Annotated in this window: 12 protein-coding genes; 7 read left to right on the plus strand and 5 right to left on the minus strand. The window is 70.4% G+C overall.

Annotated elements, in window-relative coordinates; translation table 11 throughout:
- The coding region (locus P2P98_RS13535) for a DEAD/DEAH box helicase (protein WP_275800537.1) at positions 1-775 on the minus strand (775 nt) is incomplete at its 3' end.
- A 150-nt stretch (positions 776-925) separates the two neighbouring features.
- Here P2P98_RS13535 and P2P98_RS13540 point away from each other — a divergent pair.
- Positions 926-1,642 (plus strand): ferritin-like fold-containing protein, encoded by a 717-nt coding sequence (locus P2P98_RS13540; protein ID WP_058596627.1) that lies wholly within the window; start codon positions 926-928, stop codon positions 1,640-1,642.
- Between the two features lie 54 nt (positions 1,643-1,696).
- Here P2P98_RS13540 and P2P98_RS13545 read toward each other — a convergent pair whose 3' ends face one another.
- The gene (locus P2P98_RS13545) at positions 1,697-1,984 is read right to left on the minus strand and encodes a hypothetical protein (RefSeq protein WP_275800538.1); all 288 of its coding nucleotides are present in this window, start codon (positions 1,982-1,984) and stop codon (positions 1,697-1,699) included.
- Positions 1,985-1,994: 10 nt separating this feature from the next.
- Positions 1,995-2,219 carry a DUF3107 domain-containing protein gene (locus tag P2P98_RS13550; RefSeq protein WP_058596625.1) on the minus strand — a complete coding sequence of 75 codons (225 nt, stop codon included), beginning with the start codon at positions 2,217-2,219 and terminating at the stop codon, positions 1,995-1,997.
- Positions 2,220-2,419: 200 nt separating this feature from the next.
- Between P2P98_RS13550 and P2P98_RS13555 the strand changes: the two genes are divergently transcribed.
- Together P2P98_RS13555 and P2P98_RS13560 are read left to right on the plus strand one after the other, a co-directional pair.
- Positions 2,420-5,542 (plus strand): ATP-dependent DNA helicase, encoded by a 3,123-nt coding sequence (locus P2P98_RS13555; protein ID WP_275800541.1) that lies wholly within the window; start codon positions 2,420-2,422, stop codon positions 5,540-5,542.
- Positions 5,539-8,826, plus strand: coding sequence for an ATP-dependent DNA helicase (locus tag P2P98_RS13560; protein ID WP_275800543.1), 3,288 nt, complete (start codon positions 5,539-5,541; stop codon positions 8,824-8,826). Before P2P98_RS13555 ends, P2P98_RS13560 begins: the two co-directional genes overlap by 4 nt.
- A gap of 16 nt (positions 8,827-8,842) precedes the next feature.
- On the opposite strand, the gene P2P98_RS13565 is transcribed toward P2P98_RS13560, so the two are convergent.
- Complete coding sequence (locus tag P2P98_RS13565; protein ID WP_275800545.1) at positions 8,843-10,270, minus strand: aminoglycoside phosphotransferase; 1,428 nt, start codon at positions 10,268-10,270, stop codon at positions 8,843-8,845.
- A gap of 64 nt (positions 10,271-10,334) precedes the next feature.
- Between P2P98_RS13565 and nudC the strand changes: the two genes are divergently transcribed.
- Positions 10,335-11,261, plus strand: coding sequence for an NAD(+) diphosphatase (nudC, locus tag P2P98_RS13570; RefSeq protein ID WP_275800546.1), 927 nt, complete (start codon positions 10,335-10,337; stop codon positions 11,259-11,261).
- Entirely contained in the window at positions 11,258-13,012 is a 1,755-nt protein-coding gene (locus P2P98_RS13575; protein ID WP_275800548.1) for an ATP-dependent helicase, read from the plus strand. The genes nudC and P2P98_RS13575 overlap by 4 nt, the downstream gene beginning before the upstream one ends.
- Positions 13,013-13,758: 746 nt before the next feature.
- Here the strand turns inward: P2P98_RS13575 and P2P98_RS13580 are convergent.
- Positions 13,759-15,168, minus strand: a complete 1,410-nt coding sequence (locus P2P98_RS13580; RefSeq protein ID WP_275800550.1) for a zinc-dependent metalloprotease — start codon at positions 15,166-15,168, stop codon at positions 13,759-13,761.
- A 126-nt stretch (positions 15,169-15,294) separates the two neighbouring features.
- Here P2P98_RS13580 and P2P98_RS13585 point away from each other — a divergent pair, with 126 nt between their 5' ends.
- Positions 15,295-16,434: a S16 family serine protease gene (locus P2P98_RS13585; RefSeq protein ID WP_275800553.1), complete on the plus strand. Its 1,140-nt coding sequence runs from the start codon at positions 15,295-15,297 to the stop codon at positions 16,432-16,434.
- A 42-nt stretch (positions 16,435-16,476) separates the two neighbouring features.
- The coding region (locus tag P2P98_RS13590; protein WP_275800555.1) for a UPF0182 family protein at positions 16,477-19,315 on the plus strand (2,839 nt) is incomplete at its 3' end.

Raw genomic sequence — 19,315 nt, forward strand, 5'->3', positions numbered from 1 at the left:
GCTTCTGTGCGGCGCGCTTCGTGCGCGTGAAGATGACGGCCTTCTCGCGCCCCTCGGACTGCAGGATGCGGGCGATGACCTCGTCCTTGTCGAGCGAGTGCGCGCGGTACACGAGGTGCTTGATGTTCGCTTGCGTGAGGCCCTCGTCGGGGTCGTTGGCGCGCATGTGGATGGGGTTCGACATGAAGCGGCGGGCGAGCGCCACGATCGGACCCGGCATGGTGGCCGAGAAGAGCTGCGTGTGACGCACGGCCGGAACCTTGGAGAAGATCTTCTCGATGTCCGCGAGGAAGCCGAGGTCGAGCATCTTGTCGGCCTCGTCGAGGACGACCTCGGTCGCGTGCGAGAGGTCGAGCAGGCGCTGGTTGGCGAGGTCGATGAGGCGGCCCGGGGTGCCGACGACGATCTGCGCGCCGGCCTTGAGCTGGTCGATCTGGCCCTCGTACGCCTTGCCGCCGTAGATCGCCACGACGCTGGTGGGGCGGTTCGAGGTGAGCATGTCCATGTCTTCGTAGACCTGGACGGCCAGCTCACGCGTCGGGACCACGATCAGCGCCTTGACACCGGGCTCGGGGTTCGGCCCGAGGCGCTGGACGACCGGGATGCCGAACCCGAACGTCTTGCCCGTACCGGTCTTGGCCTGACCGATGATGTCCTGGCCGGGGAGGCCGAGGGGGATCGTCTGCTCCTGGATCGGGAAGGCCTCGGTGATGCCTTTGGATGCCAGGGCATCGACGATGTCCTGATCGACGCCGAGGTCGGCGAATGTCGTCATGAGCGTGCCTGTTCCGGCGGTGAGAAACCGCCTGGGGAGTCGGATCCACGCCCTCCACTCGTCCACAGGCGCGGGGCCCCGATCCATCGCCGGGGCGTGTCCACTCTACCCAACAGTGTTTCGCACGCCCCCGACGCCTAGGCTGTAGGCGTGTTCGAGTGGTTCCGTCGTCGTCAGCGCCCGGTCGGTCGAACGCTGCAATTGCGCTCGCGCGGAGACCTCGGCGAGGCCCTGCGCGTCGATTTCGCGGAGCTCGCTCCCGAGATCGAGACCTTCCTCGGACAGGCCGCGTACCTGCAGCTCGGGTTCTTCGAGACGCTCAGCGAACTCATCGCGCTCACGCCGGAGCTCGCCGAGAAGGAGTCGCTCTCGCGTGCGGCCGGAGCGGCACTGATCAAGCATCAGGAGCTCGTGGGGCTGATCCGCGAGCGGGGAGCCGACCCGACGCAGCTCATGCTGCCGTTCCGCGAGTCGCTCGACGCCTTCCGGCGCAACACCCACGGGGTGCGTCCGCAGGAGACGATGCTCTCGGTCCACATCACGGCCGGCATGCTCGACGACTTCTACCTCGCGCTGTCGTCGAGCTACGGCGACACCGGCCGCCGCGTCGCGCGCATCCTGCAGGCGGACGACGACCGGCAGGCCATCGTGGACATTCTCGGTGCGGCGATCGAGAGCGACGAAGAGTGGCGCTGGCTGCTCGCGCTCTGGGGGCGGCGCCTGGTGGGGGACACCTTGCTCGTCGCGCGGGCGGCGCTGCGGCATCCGCGACTCGACCGGGCCGAAGAAGCGAAGGTCGAACCCGTGTTCACCGAGCTCATGGGCGCCCACGCGCGACGAATGGATGCCATGGGCCTGGCGGCCTGAGGCGGGGAGATCCGGCTTCGGTCGACGTTTCGAGAAGACGCCTGCGACGCCGAGTCAGATGCCCAGGCGGGCGCGATCGGCGTCGTCGCGCCGAAGGCGGATGCGAGACACCAACGGCACGAGCACGACGGTCGTCAGCACGGGTGCCGCGATCGCGGCGAGCCACAGGATCGGTGACTCGACGGTGAGCCCCGCCCATGTGAGCGCGGTCCACGTCACACCCGATGCCGCCGCACCCGCGAGGGGCGCCAGGGCGACACCCCGCACGTCGCGGTGCGGCAGCGCGAAGTGGACGCCGAGGCCGACGACCGCTCCGATGATCAGGCCGAGGAGGATCTGCATGCGGCGGGTGTCAGGCGACGAAGCCCACGCGGCGGGACTCTTCGGTGCCCAGCTCGACGAAAGCGAGGTTCGCGGTCGGCACGATGTAGGAGTTGCCCTTGACATCGGTGAACGTCACGTGGCTCGCGGAGCTGTCGAGGGCGGAAGCGACCGACGACTTCACGACATCGGAGCTCTCGTTGGTCTCGAAGCTCAGTTCGCGGCCGGTGTTGGTGATGCCGATGCGGATCTCCACGATGCGTCCTTTCCACCCGGGTCGCGGTCGGCCCGGCGTGCTCTTCGACTCTAGGGCAGCCCTCCGACACGGAGCCGCGCCCGAGGCGTCGCTTCGCGGATGGCGAACGCGCGGTCGTGAAGGCGCAGGGTGCGGGCGCACGACCCGGTACGGAGCGTGGGGGAAGGTCGATGTCGGAAGCCCCGGCTAGCGTGGAAGACATGCTCGATCGCGACACCTCGCCGCCCGTCCTCGACCGGGATCAGCGTGAGGTCGTCGAATGGGACGCCGGACGGAGCGGGGTCGTCGTCGGCGCGCCCGGGTCGGGTAAGACCTCGACGCTCGTCGCGCGCGTGCGGCACCTGGTGGAGTCCGGGGTGGATCCGGACCACATCCTCGTCTTGACACCGACACGGCCCGCAGCGACGGCGCTGCGTGACCCCCTCGCCCTCGCGGTAGGGCGAGCGACTTCGGGAGCGCTGGCGCGCTCGCTGGCCTCGTTCGCGTTCCAGCTGGTGCGCGGAGCAGAGGTGCGCCGGGGCGATGAGCCGCCGCAGTTGCTGACCGGCGGAGACGAAGACCAGATCGTGAAAGACCTGCTCGACGGCGACGCCGCAGACGAGGCCGAGGGCTTCTCGCGCTGGCCGGACTGGCTCGGCCCCGCGATCCGGGCGACCCGCGGCTTCCGCGGCGACCTCCGTGCTTTCCTCGCGGAGTGCACCAATCTCGGTCTCAGCCCCGACGACCTGTCGGCCCTGGCCGCGCATCACGACGTGGAGGTGTGGGAGTCGTTGGCCTCGTTCACGCGTGAGTATCGCCATGTCCGGCGACGGATGCGCGGTGCGCACCGGGACGCCGCGGATCTCGCGCGCGAAGCCGTCGGCATCCTGAGCGAGGCGGTGCGCGATCGCGAGATGCTGGGACGGTTCGCGGCGCTCCGCTGCATCCTCGTGGACGATGCGCAAGAGCTCACCAGCGGCGGGGTCGACCTCCTGCGGGCGTGCCGTGCCCTCGGGATCGGCGTGGTCGCGTTCGGCGATCCCGACGTCGGTTCGGGAGCGTTCCGCGGCGCGACGCCCGAGAACTTCGCGCGGCTCACCCGGGAGCTGGGAGACCTCGCGACGCTCGGAACGGTGCACAGGGGGACCCCCGAGCAGGTCGATCTCGTGCGCACGGTGGCCGCACGCATCGGTGCGGCGGGCATTGTGGCCCACAGACGCGCCCCCGAGGGTGCCGCACCGACCGGGTCCGTCCGCACGTTCCTCCTGCGGTCGCCGGCCGAAGAGGCCGACGCCATCGCCCGCCTGCTCCGCGAACGCCACGTGCTCGATGGAGTGCCGTGGGCGGCATGCGCCGTGATCGCCCACGATTCGCGGCAGGTCGCGGCCCTCGAAGCCGAACTCGCCGCTCGAGAGGTGCCGGCACGGTCGAGCGGCCCGGGCGTCGCTCTCGGCGCCCAGCGGCCCGTACGCGATCTCGTCGCACTCGTCGAGCTGGGTGCGGCGGACCCCCTCGACTGGTCGCCGGAGTCGATCGGCGATGCGCTGCTCGGGACCTTCGGCGGCTTCGACCCCATCGAACTCCGTCGACTGCGCACCGAACTCCGGCACCGGGAGCTGCAGGAGGGCGGTACCCGCTCGGCGGGCGAGGTTCTCGCGTCGGGCCTTCGGCATCCCCTCGAGTTCGCGTCGATCGACTCGCGAGAGGCGCGCCGGGCGGCCCGGCTCGCGGAGACGCTCGCGGTCCTGCGGAGACAGTCGGCGGAGCACGCGACGGCGCACGAGCTGCTGTGGACGGCGTGGGAGCGCAGTGGGCTCGCGCGCTCGTGGCGCGAGACGGCGCGCGGGCAGGGGCCGCTCGCGGAGCAGGCGGATCGCGACCTGGACGCGGTGGTGGCGCTGTTCCAAGCGGCGAAACGCTTCACCGAACGCGAACCCGACGGAGAAGCGGCCGTCTTCCTCCGGGCGATCCTCGACAGCGACGTCGCCGAAGACCGCATCGAGCAGCCCGCGGTGATCGACGCCGTGCGCGTCCTCACGCCCGCGGCCGCCGCGGGAACCGCGTTCGACACCGTGATCGTCGCCGGCGTGCAGGACGGGATCTGGCCGAACACGCGCTTGCGTGGCGGATTGCTGGAGACGTGGCGTCTCGCCGACGCGGTGCAGTTCCCCGACCTGCCCGCGGCGGGCATGCTCGACCGCCGTCGGTCGGCGATGCACGACGAACTGCGGCTGTTCGTCCGCGCGATCTCCCGCGCCGGGACCCAGCTCATCGTGACCGCCGTCGACGACGACGACACCGGGCCGAGCGTGTTGTTCGAGATGCTGCCCACGCCGGAGCCGGCATCCGCGATCCCCGAGCATCCGCTGTCGCTGCGGGGACTCGTCGCCCGGCACCGTCGGGCGCTGACCGTGCCTCGCGTCCCGGCCGCGGAACGTCGCCATGCCGCCGGTCAGCTCGCGCTGCTCGCCGCCGCCGATGTCGCGGGGGCCGCGCCGGAACAGTGGTACGGCGTCGCCGCGCCCACCTCGACGGCACCCCTGCGAGACCTCACGCGCGAAGACGTGCGCGTTTCGCCCTCGCGGCTGCACACGCTCGAAGAGTGCGAGCTGAACTGGGTGATCGCCGACCTCGGCGGTGACCGCAGCGGCACGACGGCGGGCATCGGCACGATCATCCACGCGGCCCTCGAGACGGCGGCATCCACGTCCGAGGACGATCTCTGGGCGGTGGTCGAGGAGCGGTGGGGAGAGCTGGTCTTCGATGCCGCCTGGCGGGAGCGCGCCGAGCGGACGCGCGCACGCGACCTCGTCAGGCGCCTTGCGACGTATCTTCGTCGCTTCGACGATGCCGGGGGTCGGCTCATCGGCGCGGAGCGCCACTTCGAGGTTCCGATTCCGATCGACGATGCGGGTGTACACGGTGCGGTGGTCAGTGGCGATATCGACCGTGTCGAGGTGTCAGCGTCCGGACAGGTGGTGATCGTCGACCTCAAGACGGGGAAGAACGAACCGCAGACGGATGCCAAGGTCGCCGACAACCCGCAGCTGGCGGCGTACCAGTTGGCGTTCGCCTCGGGGGCGATCGAGAACACCGGAGGTCTGACGCCCGGAGGTGCGAAACTCCTCGTCCTGCGACCCAGTGCGGTCACGAAGGACTACGCCGAGCCGCTTCAGCCGCCATTCGACGACCAGGCGCGCACCGCGTTCGTCGAGCGGGTGCAGAGGGCGGTCGGCGTGATGAGGGGCGGAACGTTCGCCGCTCCCTACGAGGTCCACTGCCGCGATGAATTCTCGTACGGACTCTGCCGCATCCACACGGTGTCGGCGGTGAGCGCCTCGTGAGCCCGACACTCTCCGCAGCGACGATCGCCGCGGCGCTGGGTCAGTTTCCGCCCACGCCCGAGCAGACCGCCGTCATCGAATCGCCGTTGGCCCCGGCGCTCGTCGTGGCCGGAGCGGGAAGCGGAAAGACCGAGACGATGGCGGGGCGCGTCGTCTGGCTGGTCGCCAACGGCATCGTCCGTCGTGACGAAGTGCTCGGCCTGACCTTCACGCGCAAGGCGGCGGGCGAACTGGCCGAACGCATCCAACGGCGCCTCCAGAGGCTCTCGGAGTTCGAGACGCGCGGTCTTCTGCCCCTGCTGCCGCACCTGCATGCCGCCGGGCGCCTCGCGGTCTTCGCCGAGCTCGCCTCTCGGGACGGAGCGCGGGGCGACGCGGCGCGACGCGAGGTCCTCGATGCCCTCGCCGACGAGTTCGCGGCACCCGCCACGGGCGACGGCGACGGCGACCAGCTGCTGCACCGTCCGACCGTCTCGACCTACAACAGCTTCGCCGATTCTCTCGTTCGCGAGCACGGGCTGCGGATCGGGCGCGACGCCGAGTCCGCGATCCTCTCCGAGTCCGCGGCGTGGCTTCTGATGCGACGAGTGGTCTTCATGTCCGACGACCCGCGACTCGAGGAGCGGCAGGAGTCGCCCCGCACCGTGATCGACGCCGCGCTACGCATCGCGCGCGACGGAGTGGACAACCTCGTCGACCTCGAACGCCTCGCCGCCTTCCCCGATGAGTTCGGCCGTATCGTCGAGAGACCCTCCACTTCGGCGCGCGTCACCGTCTACAAAGACGTCGCCGACGCGGCCGCGCGCGTGTCCGCCCTCGGTCTGCTCGCGACCCTCGCCGCGGACTACGACCGAGAGAAGACCCGGCTGGGTGTCATGGACTTCGCCGATCAGGTGGCCGGTGCGCTGCGGATCGTCCGAGAGCACCCCGCCGTCGTGTCCGAACTGCGGTCGCGTTACCGCGTCGTTCTCCTCGACGAGTACCAGGACACCTCGGTCGTCCAGACAGATCTGCTCTCGACCCTCTTCGCGGGCACGGGCGTGATGGCCGTCGGCGACCCCCATCAGGCGATCTATGCGTGGCGTGGCGCGAGCGCCGGCAACCTGGGCGGATTCCCCGCCGCGTTCTCTCCGGACGGGGGATGCCGGCACTTCTCGCTGCTGACCAGTTGGCGCAACAGCGCGCGCGTCCTCGACGTCGCCAACGCCGTCCTCGCTCCGCTCGCGGACCGATCGCCCATCGCGGTCGAGGCGCTCCGTGCGCGCCCGGGTGCGCCGGACGGCCTGGTCGAACTCGTCTTCGAGAACGATCTCGACACCGAGGCGGATCGCGTCGCGTCGTGGTTCGCCGGCGTGCGCGCTGCCCGACAGGCTCAGAATCTGGGCACGACCGGAGCAATCCTGTTCCGCAGCAAGAAGCACATGGTGCGATTCGGCGACGCGCTCGGACGCCGTGGCATCCCGCACCGGATCCTCGGGCTCGGCGGCCTGCTGACGACGCCCGAGGTCGTCGACGTCGTGTCCGCCCTGCGCGTGATCAGCGACCCCGAGGCGGGTTCCGCGCTGATCCGCCTGTTGTCCGGACCGCGGTGGGCGGTGGGCCTGGCGGACCTGCGTGCGCTCGCCCAGCTCGCGCGGCGTCTCGCCACGCACGACGTCGCTCTGCGTCCGCTCGAGCGCGATGTCGTCGAGCGGCTGCGAGCCACGCCCGGTGGAGACAGCGCATCTCTCGTCGATGCGCTCGACTTCATCGCCCGGCAGAGTGACGATCACGGTTGGCTCTCCGACATCACGCCCGAAGGGCGGTCGCGTCTGCGCGAGGCCGGGGCGGTCTTCGCGGGCCTGCGGCGAAGCATCGGCGCCCCCATTCCCGAAATCATCCGCTTGATCGAAGCCGAACTCCGTCTCGACATCGAGCTCGCCGCCAACGAATCGCGCGGACCCGCGCGCATCGCCTCGGCGCAGTTGCGCGCGTTCGTCGACGAGATCCGCGGGTTCCTCGCCGCCGACGAGTCCGGTTCGGTGACGAGCCTCTTGGCCTGGCTCGACCACGCCGAACAGGCGGACGAGTTCGCGCCGCGCACCGAGCCGCCCGAAGACGACGTGGTCCAGCTCCTGACCATCCACGGGTCCAAGGGGCTGGAGTGGGATGCCGTCGCGGTCGTGCGTCTGGTCACGGACGAGCTTCCCTCGCTGCCGCGCGACACCAAGGGGTGGTTGGGGTTCGGCATCCTGCCCTCCGACTTCCGCGGCGATGCGGCGTGGCTGCCCGTTCTCGGGTGGAGGGGTGCCGAAACACAACAGGAGCTGAAGGCGGCCATCGACGACCTCGTCGCGGCGAATCGCGCGCGTCAGCTCGACGAGGACCGTCGTCTGGCCTACGTCGCCTTCACTCGCGCGCGCGATCACCTGCTGCTGTCGGGGTCCACGTGGTCGGGCACGAAGAAGCCGCGCCGGCCGAGCGTGTTCCTCGACGAGGCCGCGGAGGCCCTGGAGCTCGATCTCTCGGTGGACGACGCGGGAGAAGACCCGTACGACGGGGAGCGGCGCCTGCTTCACTGGCCGCTCGACCCCCTCGGGTCTCGGCGCACGGCCGTGACGGCCGCGGCTGCGGACGTCGCAGCAGCGCGTAGCGCGGCGCCGGCAGAGCCGGATGCGGACCTCGCCCTGCTCCTCGCCGAGCGCGCCGCGCGCTTGCAGCCGCTCCACGCCCCGGCGCCGACGCGTATCCCGGCGTCGCGATTCAAGGACTTCGTCGCCGACTACGGCGCGGCCGTCGACGAGGTCCGACGGCCGATGCCCGAGCGTCCGTACCGGCAGACGCGTCTCGGAACGCTGTTTCACGCCTGGGTCGAGCAGCGCTCAGGACTCGTGGGTGCCGGCCTCGGCCTGGACGACGGAGCCCTGTGGGATGACGACGAGTTCGGAGCGTCCGCCGCCGATGCGGCGGAACTTGCGCGGTTGCGCGAGTGTTTCGAACGGTCCGAGTGGGCGACCCTGCAGCCCCTCGAGGTCGAGACGGAGATCGATTTCGTCACGCGGCGCCTCGACGGCCGCGAACACGTCGTGATCTGCAAGCTCGACGCGGTCTACCGACGCGGCGACCGCTACGAGATCGTCGACTGGAAGACGGGGAAGCCGCCGGCGACGGCCGAGGACCGGCGGTCCCGTATGGTCCAGCTCGAGCTCTATCGGGAGGCGTACCACGCGAAGCACGGTATTCCACTCGATGCCATCGACGTCGTGCTGTTCTACGTCGGAGACGAGCTGGTCCTCCGCGGGTGATCTGCGCGCGGTGCGCTCAGACGTCGTCCCCCGTCACGCCCCAGCGACGCAGGGCCGCGCGGCTCGCCCGCGCGGCGTCTTCCTCGTCGTCGTGTGCCACGGCGTCGTCCGCGGCGGCGGCGTCAGCGCCGTCAGCAGCCGCGGCGTCGCCGCGAACGTCGAGTCCAGGGGCGTCCTTGGTCGAAGACTCGGCGTCCGACCGGTCAGTGCGCCACGGCGCGTCGGTCCACCCGTCGAGGTCGATCGGCGCGGTCGGACCGGGTTCCTCGCTGAGGGCCGGGGGCAGATCCACGGCGTCGGACGGGGCCGTCGCCCGGGGGAAGTCATCGTCTGCCAGAGCGGCGGCGAGACCGGCGGCCGCCGCCTCGCGGTCCCGCTCCGCGGAGAGGTAGAGCGAGAGGGCCTCGGGATCGTACGCGTCGGTCTGCATCGACGTGTCGACGCCCCCGATCACCGCCGGGGGGACCTTCTCGACGAGGGCGAGCGCGTCGTCGATGTCCGTGCGCGAGTCGGCCACGATGTGGTCGCCGCGGACGCCCTCGACCAACGACTCCAGGAGGGCGACGGCGTCCGACACGACCGCCGCGTCGCCGGCGTCGTACCCGTGGACGAGCCAGCGCGCGAACTCGAGCTCGGCGTACAGGCGCGCTCTCTCACGAAGAAGGGCGTCGGGGGACCGGTCACCGGCGGCCGTGTAGCCGGCGAAGACATCGTCGGCGGCGAGGGGGGCGGATGCCAGCCACCGCAGGTCGATGGCGGGATCGCCGACGCTCAGCCCCGACCACTCGAGCACGCCGGTCACGTGCGGAATCTCGTCGTCGTCGTCTTCCAGCAGCACGGAGGAGCTCGTCCCACCCCCCAGGACCACGGCCGATTCGAAGCGCCACAGCTCGTCTTCGCGGAGCGCCTGCCGCCATCGCAGCATGAGACCGTCGGGAACGCGGTCCGTGCCGTCGGCGCGGTCGAGCAGGCGGGCCGTGTCGTCGCGTACCTGCTCGGGGGAGCGGACCGGAAGGCCGTCGGTGCGGACGATCGAAACGGGGAGCGCGTGAACGGCCGCGAACGCGCCGCCGATGGCCGGAGCGTAACCAGGACCCTTGGGCAGGTGCGCGGGGTCGATGCGATAGCCCTCGAGGTGGGTCGTGACGAGGACGCGGTCGATGCCGGATCCGTTCTCGCCGAGCACTTCGGGAACGGCGAAGGGGAGGAGGGCCCGCACCCCGGGGGTCAGCGCGTGCAGCGCGCGAGACTCGGCGGCGAGGTCCGACGCGAACTCCTCCGCGGAGGGGCGGCGCACGACAGCGGTCCGTCCGTCGTCGAGGTGGACGAGCGCGGCGTCGAAGCGGCCCGCGGCGTTCTCGGTGAGCGCTCCGACGCGCGTCACGCCGATCCGGGGGAGGGCCGCCGTCACCGACGCGGCTAGAGTGAGGGGCGAGCGGGCCATGCACCCAGGGTAGGTCGCGTGCTCGCTCCTTCCCCTTGCGCCACGCCCTTGAGAGAGGTGTTCGATGCCGCTGCCCGTTCCGGTGCCGCCCGATTCCCCGTCTCCCGCTCGATGGCCGGGCGGCGCGCTCGACAGGCGCGGAGACGAGCGCACCGCCGAGGATCTGCTGTCGCGCGAGCGCTCGGCATCCGGAACCCGTGTCCTGGCCGTGCGGGCAGACGCGTCGCCCGTCGACGACGGGCGTCTGGCGCTGCTCCGCACCGATGAGGTCGGGCAGGCGATCGAGTGGGCCTTTCTGGGGCGCGACGGGAACGATGACGCCCTCCTTCTCGCCGTCATCGATGACGACGACGACCTGCACCTCTCCCCGTCCGTCGAGTGGGGCAGACTCCGCAGCGTCGGGGGCGATCTGCCCGCGGACGAGTCGGAGATCTTCGCCACCGCGGTCGCCCTCGCCGGGTGGCTGCGCGACGCGCCGTTCTGCCCGGCGTGCGGAACGCGCACCGAGCTTCGTCATGCCGGGTGGTCGCGTCACTGTCCTCGCTGCGGACGGGAACACTTCCCGCGCACCGACCCCGCGGTGATCGTGCTGCTCTCGTCGGCGACCGATCCCGACCGGATCCTCCTCGGCGCGAATGCCGCGTGGGGCGGGGGTCGATACTCGTGTTTCGCCGGGTTCGCGGAAGCCGGTGAGTCACTGGAGGACGCGGTCGCGCGCGAGATCCTCGAGGAGGCCGGAGTACGCCTGCAGGACGTGCAGTACCGCGGCTCGCAGGTGTGGCCGTACCCGCGTTCGCTCATGCTCGGCTTCCGTGCCCGCATCCTCGACGACACCGAGGTCCGCGCCGACGGCGAGGAGATCGTCGAGGTCCGCTGGTTCGATCGGGAGCAGATCGGGGCGGCGCTGAGGGGGGAGGATGCCGTGCAGTTGCCCGGAACCTCTTCCATCGCCCGTCGGTTGATCGAGGACTGGTACGGGGGCGCCGCGTGACCTCCGACGCGCTCGACGGACTCGACGAGCACCAGCTGGAGGCGGCACGCGCGCTGCGCGGGCCCGTCTGCGTCCTGGCTGGGGCGGGCACGGGAAAGACCCGCGTGATCACGCGCCGCATCGCGCACGGTGTCGACACGGGTGCTTATTCGCCGCAGCGAGTGATGGCCGTCACCTTCACGGCGAAGGCCGCCGGGGAGATGCGCGGACGACTGCGCGCCCTGGGGGTCAACGGGGTGTCCGCTCGCACCTTCCACGCCGCCGCTCTCGCTCAGGTGAACTACTTCTGGCCGACGCTGGCCGCCGATCAGGCACCGTCGATCATCGACAACAAGGTGCGCATGCTCGCTCACGCCGCGGACGGCATCGGGCTCGCGCCCGACACCGCGACCCTGCGCGATGTGGCCGCTCAGATCGAGTGGCGCAAAGTGACGATGCGATCCATCGAGCAGTACGCCGCGGCGCGTCCCGATGGGGTCGGACGACTGCGCGTGGAGCAGGTCGTCGACCTTCAGCGGGCGTACGAGAAGTTGAAGGACGAGCGCCGGCAGATGGACTTCGAGGACGTCCTCCTCACCTGCGCCGGCATGATCGAGGCGGAACCCCGTGTCGCCGCGGCGGTTCACGAGCAGTATCGACACTTCACCGTCGATGAGTTCCAGGACGTCTCGCCCCTGCAGAACCGTCTGCTCGAACTCTGGCTCGGCGATCGACGTGATCTGTGCGTCGTCGGTGACGCGAGCCAGACGATCTACTCCTTCACCGGGGCCGACGCCCGCTACCTCCTCGAGTTCGACCGGACGTACGACGACGCTCGTGTCGTCCGGCTCGAGCGCAACTACCGCTCCACCGGCGCGGTGCTCGCGGTGGCGAACGACCTCATGCGCGGCCGTGCCGGTGCGCTCGAGCTCGTCGCGGCGCACGAGGGCGACGCCCCTGTCCCCGCGGTGTTCGCGTATGAGGATGACGAAGCCGAGGCCGCCGGGATCGCCGCCGAGGTGGCCGGGATCATCGCCGCCGGTGCCGATCCCGACAGCATCGCGATCCTCTATCGCTCGCACGCGCAGTCCGCGGTCGTCTTGAACGCTCTTTCGTCTCGTGGAATCGCGGCCACGGTGCTCGGCGGCCGCAAGTTCTTCGACATGCCGGAGGTGCGGCAGGCGTTGATGGCTCTGCGCGCCGCTTCCGTCGCTCCCGTGGAGACGGGCTTCCTGACGACGGTCCGCGACGTCCTGCGCGGGGTCGGGCTGACGGACGATCCGCCGCAGGCGGGTGGGGCGCTCCGCGACGGCTGGGAGGCCCGCGCGGCGCTGCTACGTCTCGCGGAGGAAGCGGCTCCCGGCACCGACCTGCGTTCGTTCACCGATGATCTGCAGGCGAGGGCGCGCGACCAGCACGAGCCCGCGACACGCACCGTCACCCTTTCGACCCTCCACGCGGCGAAGGGACTCGAATGGGAGCACGTCTTCCTCATCGGCGTGAGCGAGGGCCTTCTCCCCATTTCGTACGCCACCACGTTCGAAGCCGTCGACGAGGAGCGTCGTCTCGCGTACGTCGGTGTCACGAGAGCGGCGCGATCGCTGACGGTGAGCTGGGCTCGAGGTCGTGGCCGGGCGGATCGGGAGCCGTCGCGTTTCCTTCGAGAGATCGGCACCGGCAGTCTGCGCTCGGCCGATGGTCTTCCCAGACACGCCGGAGCGAGTCGACGCGCAGGCGCAGCGAGCGGGACGGGACGGCAGGCCGCGCGCTGAGCAGGTGCCGAGCGGCGCGTCCTGCCTCCGCGGCCAGAGCGACATCGGCGGTCGCGCACGGGCGGGCGAGCAGTTGCGCCGCGAGAAGCGGCCATGACCCGTCGAGGCGCTGTGCCGTGGCATCCAGACACGACAAGCACGCCGTGCGTCCGGGGTGGACGACGGGACCGATGGTCGCGCTGGCTCCGTCGAGAACCAGGGGCAGGTGCACGACACCCTCGCGGAGGAGGGCTGATGCCCGGCGAGGATCCACGCGATGCGCCGCGAGGAGCACGACGCGCGAGCCGGCCGCGACCGGCGCCGTGTCGGCGCCCGCCCACGCGACCAGCCGGCTCCGCGCCGGTAGGGCGGCGAGCACCGCGCGGACGGCGGCCGGGGGCAGGTCGTCGGCGGTCTGCACCACGAACGTCCCGGGGCGTCGGGAGCGCACGAGCGCGGGGGAGAGCGTCGTGAGCAGCGCATCGGCGTCGGCGTCCGCGTTCGGTGCGCGATGCAGGCGAGCGAGTGCGCGGAGTTCGCTGCGCGTCGTCCCCGCCTCGAGCGCGTCGATCGCGCGTTCCACCCACGGCGCCGAGTACTCCACGCGAGCGCGGGCGGGCGCGCCGAACTGCACGGTGCCGTCGGAGCGGAAGAGCGGGGGAGCGGCCTGGTCGAGTCGGATCATCCACCGATGATCTCGGGCTCTCCCGCGCCGCGCCCGCTTGTCCACACGCCGCAGCAGTGCGGCGGCTGCTGGGGAGGAGGAGTCAGACCGGACGCTGGTCGCCCGGTGTCCCCTCGTCGCCGTCGGACTCCTCTCGGCCCGGAGCGCCGTCACGGTCCTGATCGGCGAGGTCCTCCTCCGCCAGCAACTGGGCGAGCGCGTCGTCCATGGCATCCGTCGGGGCGGCTTCACCGCGCGACGTGGCGACGACCCGTTCCACGAGGCGTGCCGGATCGTCGATGTCCTCCGCCGACGGCATGAGGTCGGGGTAGTCCCAGAGGGCGTCGCGGCCGGCCACCCCGACCGCGTCGGTGACGGCACGCCACATCGCGGCGGCCTCGCGCATACGGCGCGGACGCAGTTCCAGCCCGACGAGCGAACCGAGAGCCTGCTCGGCAGGACCGCCCACCGCGCGGCGACGTCGCACCGCCTCGGCGATACGCGCCGCGGCAGGGAGGCGGGACGTCGCGTCCTCCGTGACGACGTCGACCCAGCCCTCGATCGTGGCGAGCAGATTCTCGAGGCGCGTCAGCGCCGCGGTCTGCTCCTCCGAGCGCGCCGGCAGCAGGGCACCGCTCTCCAACGCGCTGCGGAGTTCCTCGGGCTGCGAGGGGTCGAACCGCGACGCGAGGTCTTCGAGAGCGTCGGTGTCGACGCGGATACCGTGCGCGAAATCGCGCACCTGAGAGATGACGTGCAGTCGCAGCCAGCGCGCGTGCCGGAAGAGACGTGCGTGGGCGAGTTCGCGCGTCGCGAGGTACAGCGCGAGCTGGTCGTCGGGGATCTCGAGATCGCGGCCGAAATCGGCGAAATTCTGCGGCAGGATCGCGGCTTCGCCGTCGGGCATGACCGGGATGCCGACATCTCCGCCGCCGACGACCTCGGTGGAGAGTCGACCCACGACGTGCCCGAGCTGTGTCGCGAACAATGAGCCGCCGACCGTGCGCATCAAGCGGCCCGCGCCCGCGATCATCTCCTGCATGTCGTCGGGTGCCTGCTGACCGAGGGCGTCGGTCAGTGCGTCGGCGATACTCGTCGCCACCGGCTCGGCGAGCTCTTGCCAGACGGGAAGCGTCGCGCTGACCCACGCGCCGCGGGTGACGGCGCGCGCGGGCTGCGAGAGCTCGGCGATGTTCGTGGCCTCGCCGAGCCAGAGGTTCGCGAGGGCGAAAGCCTGAGACAGGTCGCTGCTCTGACCCGCGGTGACGCCCAGACCGTCCTGATTGGCGATGTGCAGCGCCTGGCGTTCGGCCAGGCTCCAGTCCACACCCTCCTGCGTGCCCGCGAACGCGCCCTGCAGCTGGCTCATCACGGCCTGCAGCATCGCGGGGTCGATCTGCATGCCCGACAGCCGGGAGAGCTGTTCGGGATCGATGCCGGTCATGTCGCCCGACATCAGGCGACGCATGAGCTCCTGGAACTCTTCTTCAGGGTTCCGGTCGTCGTCTGCCACTTCTTCGCCTCTCAGCCAGGTCAAGGGGAACGGGATCTACGCTAGTCGCACGTTTCCTCGCTCTCCCCGGCTCGGCTCCACGCCGCTTACGCCGCGCGCGAACGATCCCCGGTAAAGGTAGGACCCGTGACCCTGTTCGACGAGAACGTCTCCGTCGTGCCCGCTCCCGCACGCCGACGGTCGCGCACGACCCTGTTCGGGTTGTGGTCCCTCGCCGTCGCGGTCGTGGTGCTCTTCGTCCTGACGTTCCTGCCGACGGCGTACGTGATCCAACAGCCGGGGCCGGTGCTCGACACGCTCGGAACGTCGAAGAACGCCGACGGCGTCGACGTGCCGCTCATCACGGTGCCGGACGAGAAGGGCGACCCGACGACGGGCCAGCTCGATCTGCTCACCGTCCAGGTCAACGGAAACCGCGAGCGTCGGCCCTCCTGGATCGAACTGGCGGCCGCCTGGTTCGACCCCTCCCGCGCGGTCATCCCGATCGACCGAATCTTCCCCGAGGGGCAGACGACCGAGCAGCGCAACACCGAGAACGCCGCGCTGATGACCGACTCGCAGCTCGAGGCCTCCGCGGCCGCGCTGCGCCAACTCGGCTACGACGTCCCCCAGCGCATCGTGGTGGGGAGCGTCACCGGTGATGGTGCCGCCTCGGGCCTCCTCGAGGCCGGCGACGTGATCGAGTCGGTCGACGGAGCCGCCACCCCGACGGCGGACGACGTCAAGGCCGCCATCCAGGCCGCGGGAGGTCAGCCCGTGACCTTCGGGGTCGACCGGGACGGCACTCAGACGACCGTGACCGTCACCCCGCGCCAGGGCGAGGTCAACGGGCAGCAGCAGTGGCTCGTCGGTATCGTGCTCGCCATCGGCTTCGATCTCCCCGTCGACGTCAAGATCCAGCTCAACGACATCGGCGGCCCGAGCGCGGGCATGATGTTCGCCCTCGGCATCATCGACAAGATGTCGCCCGGCGACCTCACCGGCGGACAGCACATCGCCGGCACCGGCACGATCGACGAGCAGGGTCAGGTCGGTGCGATCGGCGGCATCCGTCAGAAGCTCTACGGGGCTCGGGATGCCGGTGCCACCTGGTTCCTCGCCCCGTCGGCCAACTGCAACGAGGTCGTGGGCCACGTGCCGAACGGCATCCGGGTGTTCTCGGTGTCGACCCTCTCGGACTCCCTGAAGGTGCTGGAGACGATTCGCGAAGGCGGCGACCTCGACGCTCTGCCGACCTGCGAGGCGGGCAACAGCACGGGATCGTAGTATCCACGGCTCACCCACAGTGGTCGCGCCTAGGATGAGGTGGTGACCACGACCTCAGCGCCGAACCAGGCCACGCCGCCGAACCGCTCCCGACGAATCATCTCGATCAGCTTGGCGATCATCGCCGCGCTGGTCGTCGCCTTCTTCGTGTTCGCGAACCTCTACGCCGACTGGATGTGGTTCGCGCAGCTCGGGTTCACGACCGTGCTGACCACGCAGTGGATCGCGCGGGCCGTGATGTTCGCCGTCGGATTCGTCGCGATGGCCGTCCCGGTGTGGGCGGCGATCCAGCTGGCGTACCGGCTGCGTCCCGTCTACGCGCGGCTGAGTTCTCAGCTCGATCGCTACCAAGAGGTCGTCGAGCCCCTGCGGCGCCTGGCGATGTGGGGAATCCCGATCTTCTTCGGCTTCTTCGCCGGCTTCGCGGCATCCGCACAGTGGGAGACGACCTGGCTGTGGGCGAACGGGGTGCAGACCGCAGTGACCGACCCGCAGTTCGGTCTCGACACCGGGTTCTACATGTTCGCGATGCCGTTCTACACGGCGGTCCTGGGCTTCGCGTCCGCCGTCGCCCTCGTCTCTCTCCTCCTCACCGCCGTGGTGTCCTACCTCTACGGATCCGTTCGGGTGGGCCAGCGCGAGCTGCGCATCTCGAAGGCCGCGCGCATCCAGCTGGCTGTGCTCGCCGGCCTCTACCTGCTCCTCCAGGGCGCCAGCCTTTGGCTCGACCGCTACCGCACGCTCATCCAGCCCGACGACCGCATCACGGGTCCGGGTTATGTCGGTGCCAACGCGGTGATCCCCGGCCAGACGATCCTCGCGATCGCCGCGGTGATCGTGGCTCTCGCCTTCTTCGTCACCGCGTTCATCGGCCGGTGGCGCTACCCCCTGATCGCGACGGCGCTGCTCGTCGTCTCGGCGATCGTCGTCGGGGCCGCGATCCCGTGGGCGGTGAACACGTTCCAGGTGCGCCCGAACCAGCTGTCGCTCGAGAGCCAGTACTACCAGCGCAACCTCGACAGCACGAAGACCGCGTACGGCATCGACAAGGTCGAGAAAGAGAACTTCGAGGCAACGACGACCGCTCAGGCCGGTCAGCTGCGCAACGACGCGGCATCCACCGCCCAGCTGCGCATCATGGACCCGGCCATCATCGGCCCCACCGTCCGCCAGCTCGAGCAGTACCGCTCGTACTACCAGTTCGCGGAGCCGCTCGACGTCGACCGCTACCAGATCAACGGGCAGAGCCAGGATGCCGTCGTGTCGCTCCGAGAGCTGAACACGAGTCAGCTCGGCGACGCCAACTCGTGGCAGAACTCCACCCTCGTGTACACGCACGGGTACGGCATGGTGGCCGCGGCGGGAAACGAGCGCACGGCCGACGGTGACCCCGTCTTCCTCGAACGCGCCATCCCGGGAACGGGCTTCCTCACGGACCTGAACTACGAGCCCCGCGTTTACTTCGGTGAGCAGTCGCCGCAGTACTCGATCGTCGGCGGGCCCGAGGGGGGCGAAGACATCGAGCTCGACTACCCGCTCGGCGCCGACGGAGGCACCGAGACGCGCACGACGTTCCGCGGGAACGGCGGTCCGAGCGTCGGCAACGTCTTCAACCGCCTCATCTACGCGCTGAAGTTCCAGTCGGAGCAGATCCTCTTCTCGGACTACGTCAACGCAGACTCGCAGATCCTCTACGACCGCAACCCCAAGGAGCGCGTGCAGAAGGTCGCGCCCTACCTGACGCTCGACAGCGACCCCTACCCGACCGTCGTCGACGGGCGCATCAAGTGGGTCGTCGACGGGTACACGACGAGCGCGAACTACCCGTACTCGACCGGTGTGTCGCTCTCTCGGGCGATCGCCGACTCGAACAACCCGGCTCCGACGTACGCACTGGATGACATCAACTACATCCGCAACTCGGTCAAGGCGACGGTCGACGCGTACGACGGCAGTGTGACGCTCTATGCGTGGGACGACCAGGACCCGGTCCTGCAGACCTGGCAGAAGATCTACCCGTCGACTCTCCAGCCCTGGAGCGAGATGTCGGCCGACCTCATGAGCCACGTCCGCTACCCGACCGACCTCATGAAGGTGCAGCGGTCGATGCTCGGCGTGTACCACGTCGACGACGCCCGGTCCTTCTTCCAGCAGGACAACCGGTGGGCGACGCCGAACGACCCGCAGAACGCGAACGAGCTCCAGCCGCCGTACTACCTGACGATGAAGATGCCGAGTCAGGATGCGCCGTCGTACTCGATGTTCACGAGCTTCATCCCGGCGTCCCAGGGCGGTCAGGCGCGGAACGTGCTGACGGGCTACCTCGCGGTCGATTCCAACGCCGGTGACGAAAAGGGCACGAAACGCGACGACTACGGGCGATTGCGCATGCTCGTGATCGACGCGGCGACGACGGTGCCCGGCCCCGGCCAGGTGCAGAACACCTTCGACTCGGATACGAACGTGTCGTCGCAGATCAACATCCTCCAGCAGGGGCAGTCGCAGGTGCTCAACGGCAACCTGCTGACGCTCCCCGTGGGCGGTGGTCTGCTGTACGTGCAGCCCGTGTTCGTGCAGTCGTCCGGTGACACGAAGCTGCCGCAGCTCCGCCGCGTCCTGGTCGCCTTCGGTGACAAGATCGCGTTCGAGAACACGCTGAGCGAGGCGCTCGACGCCCTCTTCGGCGGAGACTCGGGAGCCGACACGGGAGACGAGTCGGTGACCCCGACGGATCAGGCGGAGAACCCCACTCCGTCGACCCCGTCCGCCCCGGCCGGCGACTACGCCGCGGCGCTGCAGGAAGCGCGCGACGCGCTGACGGCGCGCCAGCAGGCGCTCTCGAGCGGAGACCTCTCGGCCTTCGCCACGCAGGACGCGCGAC

The organism is Microbacterium sp. Kw_RZR3, from assembly GCF_029222405.1.
GTDB lineage: Bacteria > Actinomycetota > Actinomycetes > Actinomycetales > Microbacteriaceae > Microbacterium.

What these genes read in the sequence shown, in the direction of transcription:
- P2P98_RS13545 (WP_275800538.1), bottom strand. Translation starts at nt 1,984, where the DNA reads ATGCAGATCCTCCTCGGCCTGATCATCGGAGCGGTCGTCGGCCTCGGC.
- P2P98_RS13565 (WP_275800545.1), bottom strand. Translation starts at nt 10,270, where the DNA reads ATGGCCCGCTCGCCCCTCACTCTAGCCGCGTCGGTGACGGCGGCCCTC.
- nudC (WP_275800546.1), top strand. Translation starts at nt 10,335, where the DNA reads ATGCCGCTGCCCGTTCCGGTGCCGCCCGATTCCCCGTCTCCCGCTCGA.
- P2P98_RS13555 (WP_275800541.1), top strand. Translation starts at nt 2,420, where the DNA reads ATGCTCGATCGCGACACCTCGCCGCCCGTCCTCGACCGGGATCAGCGT.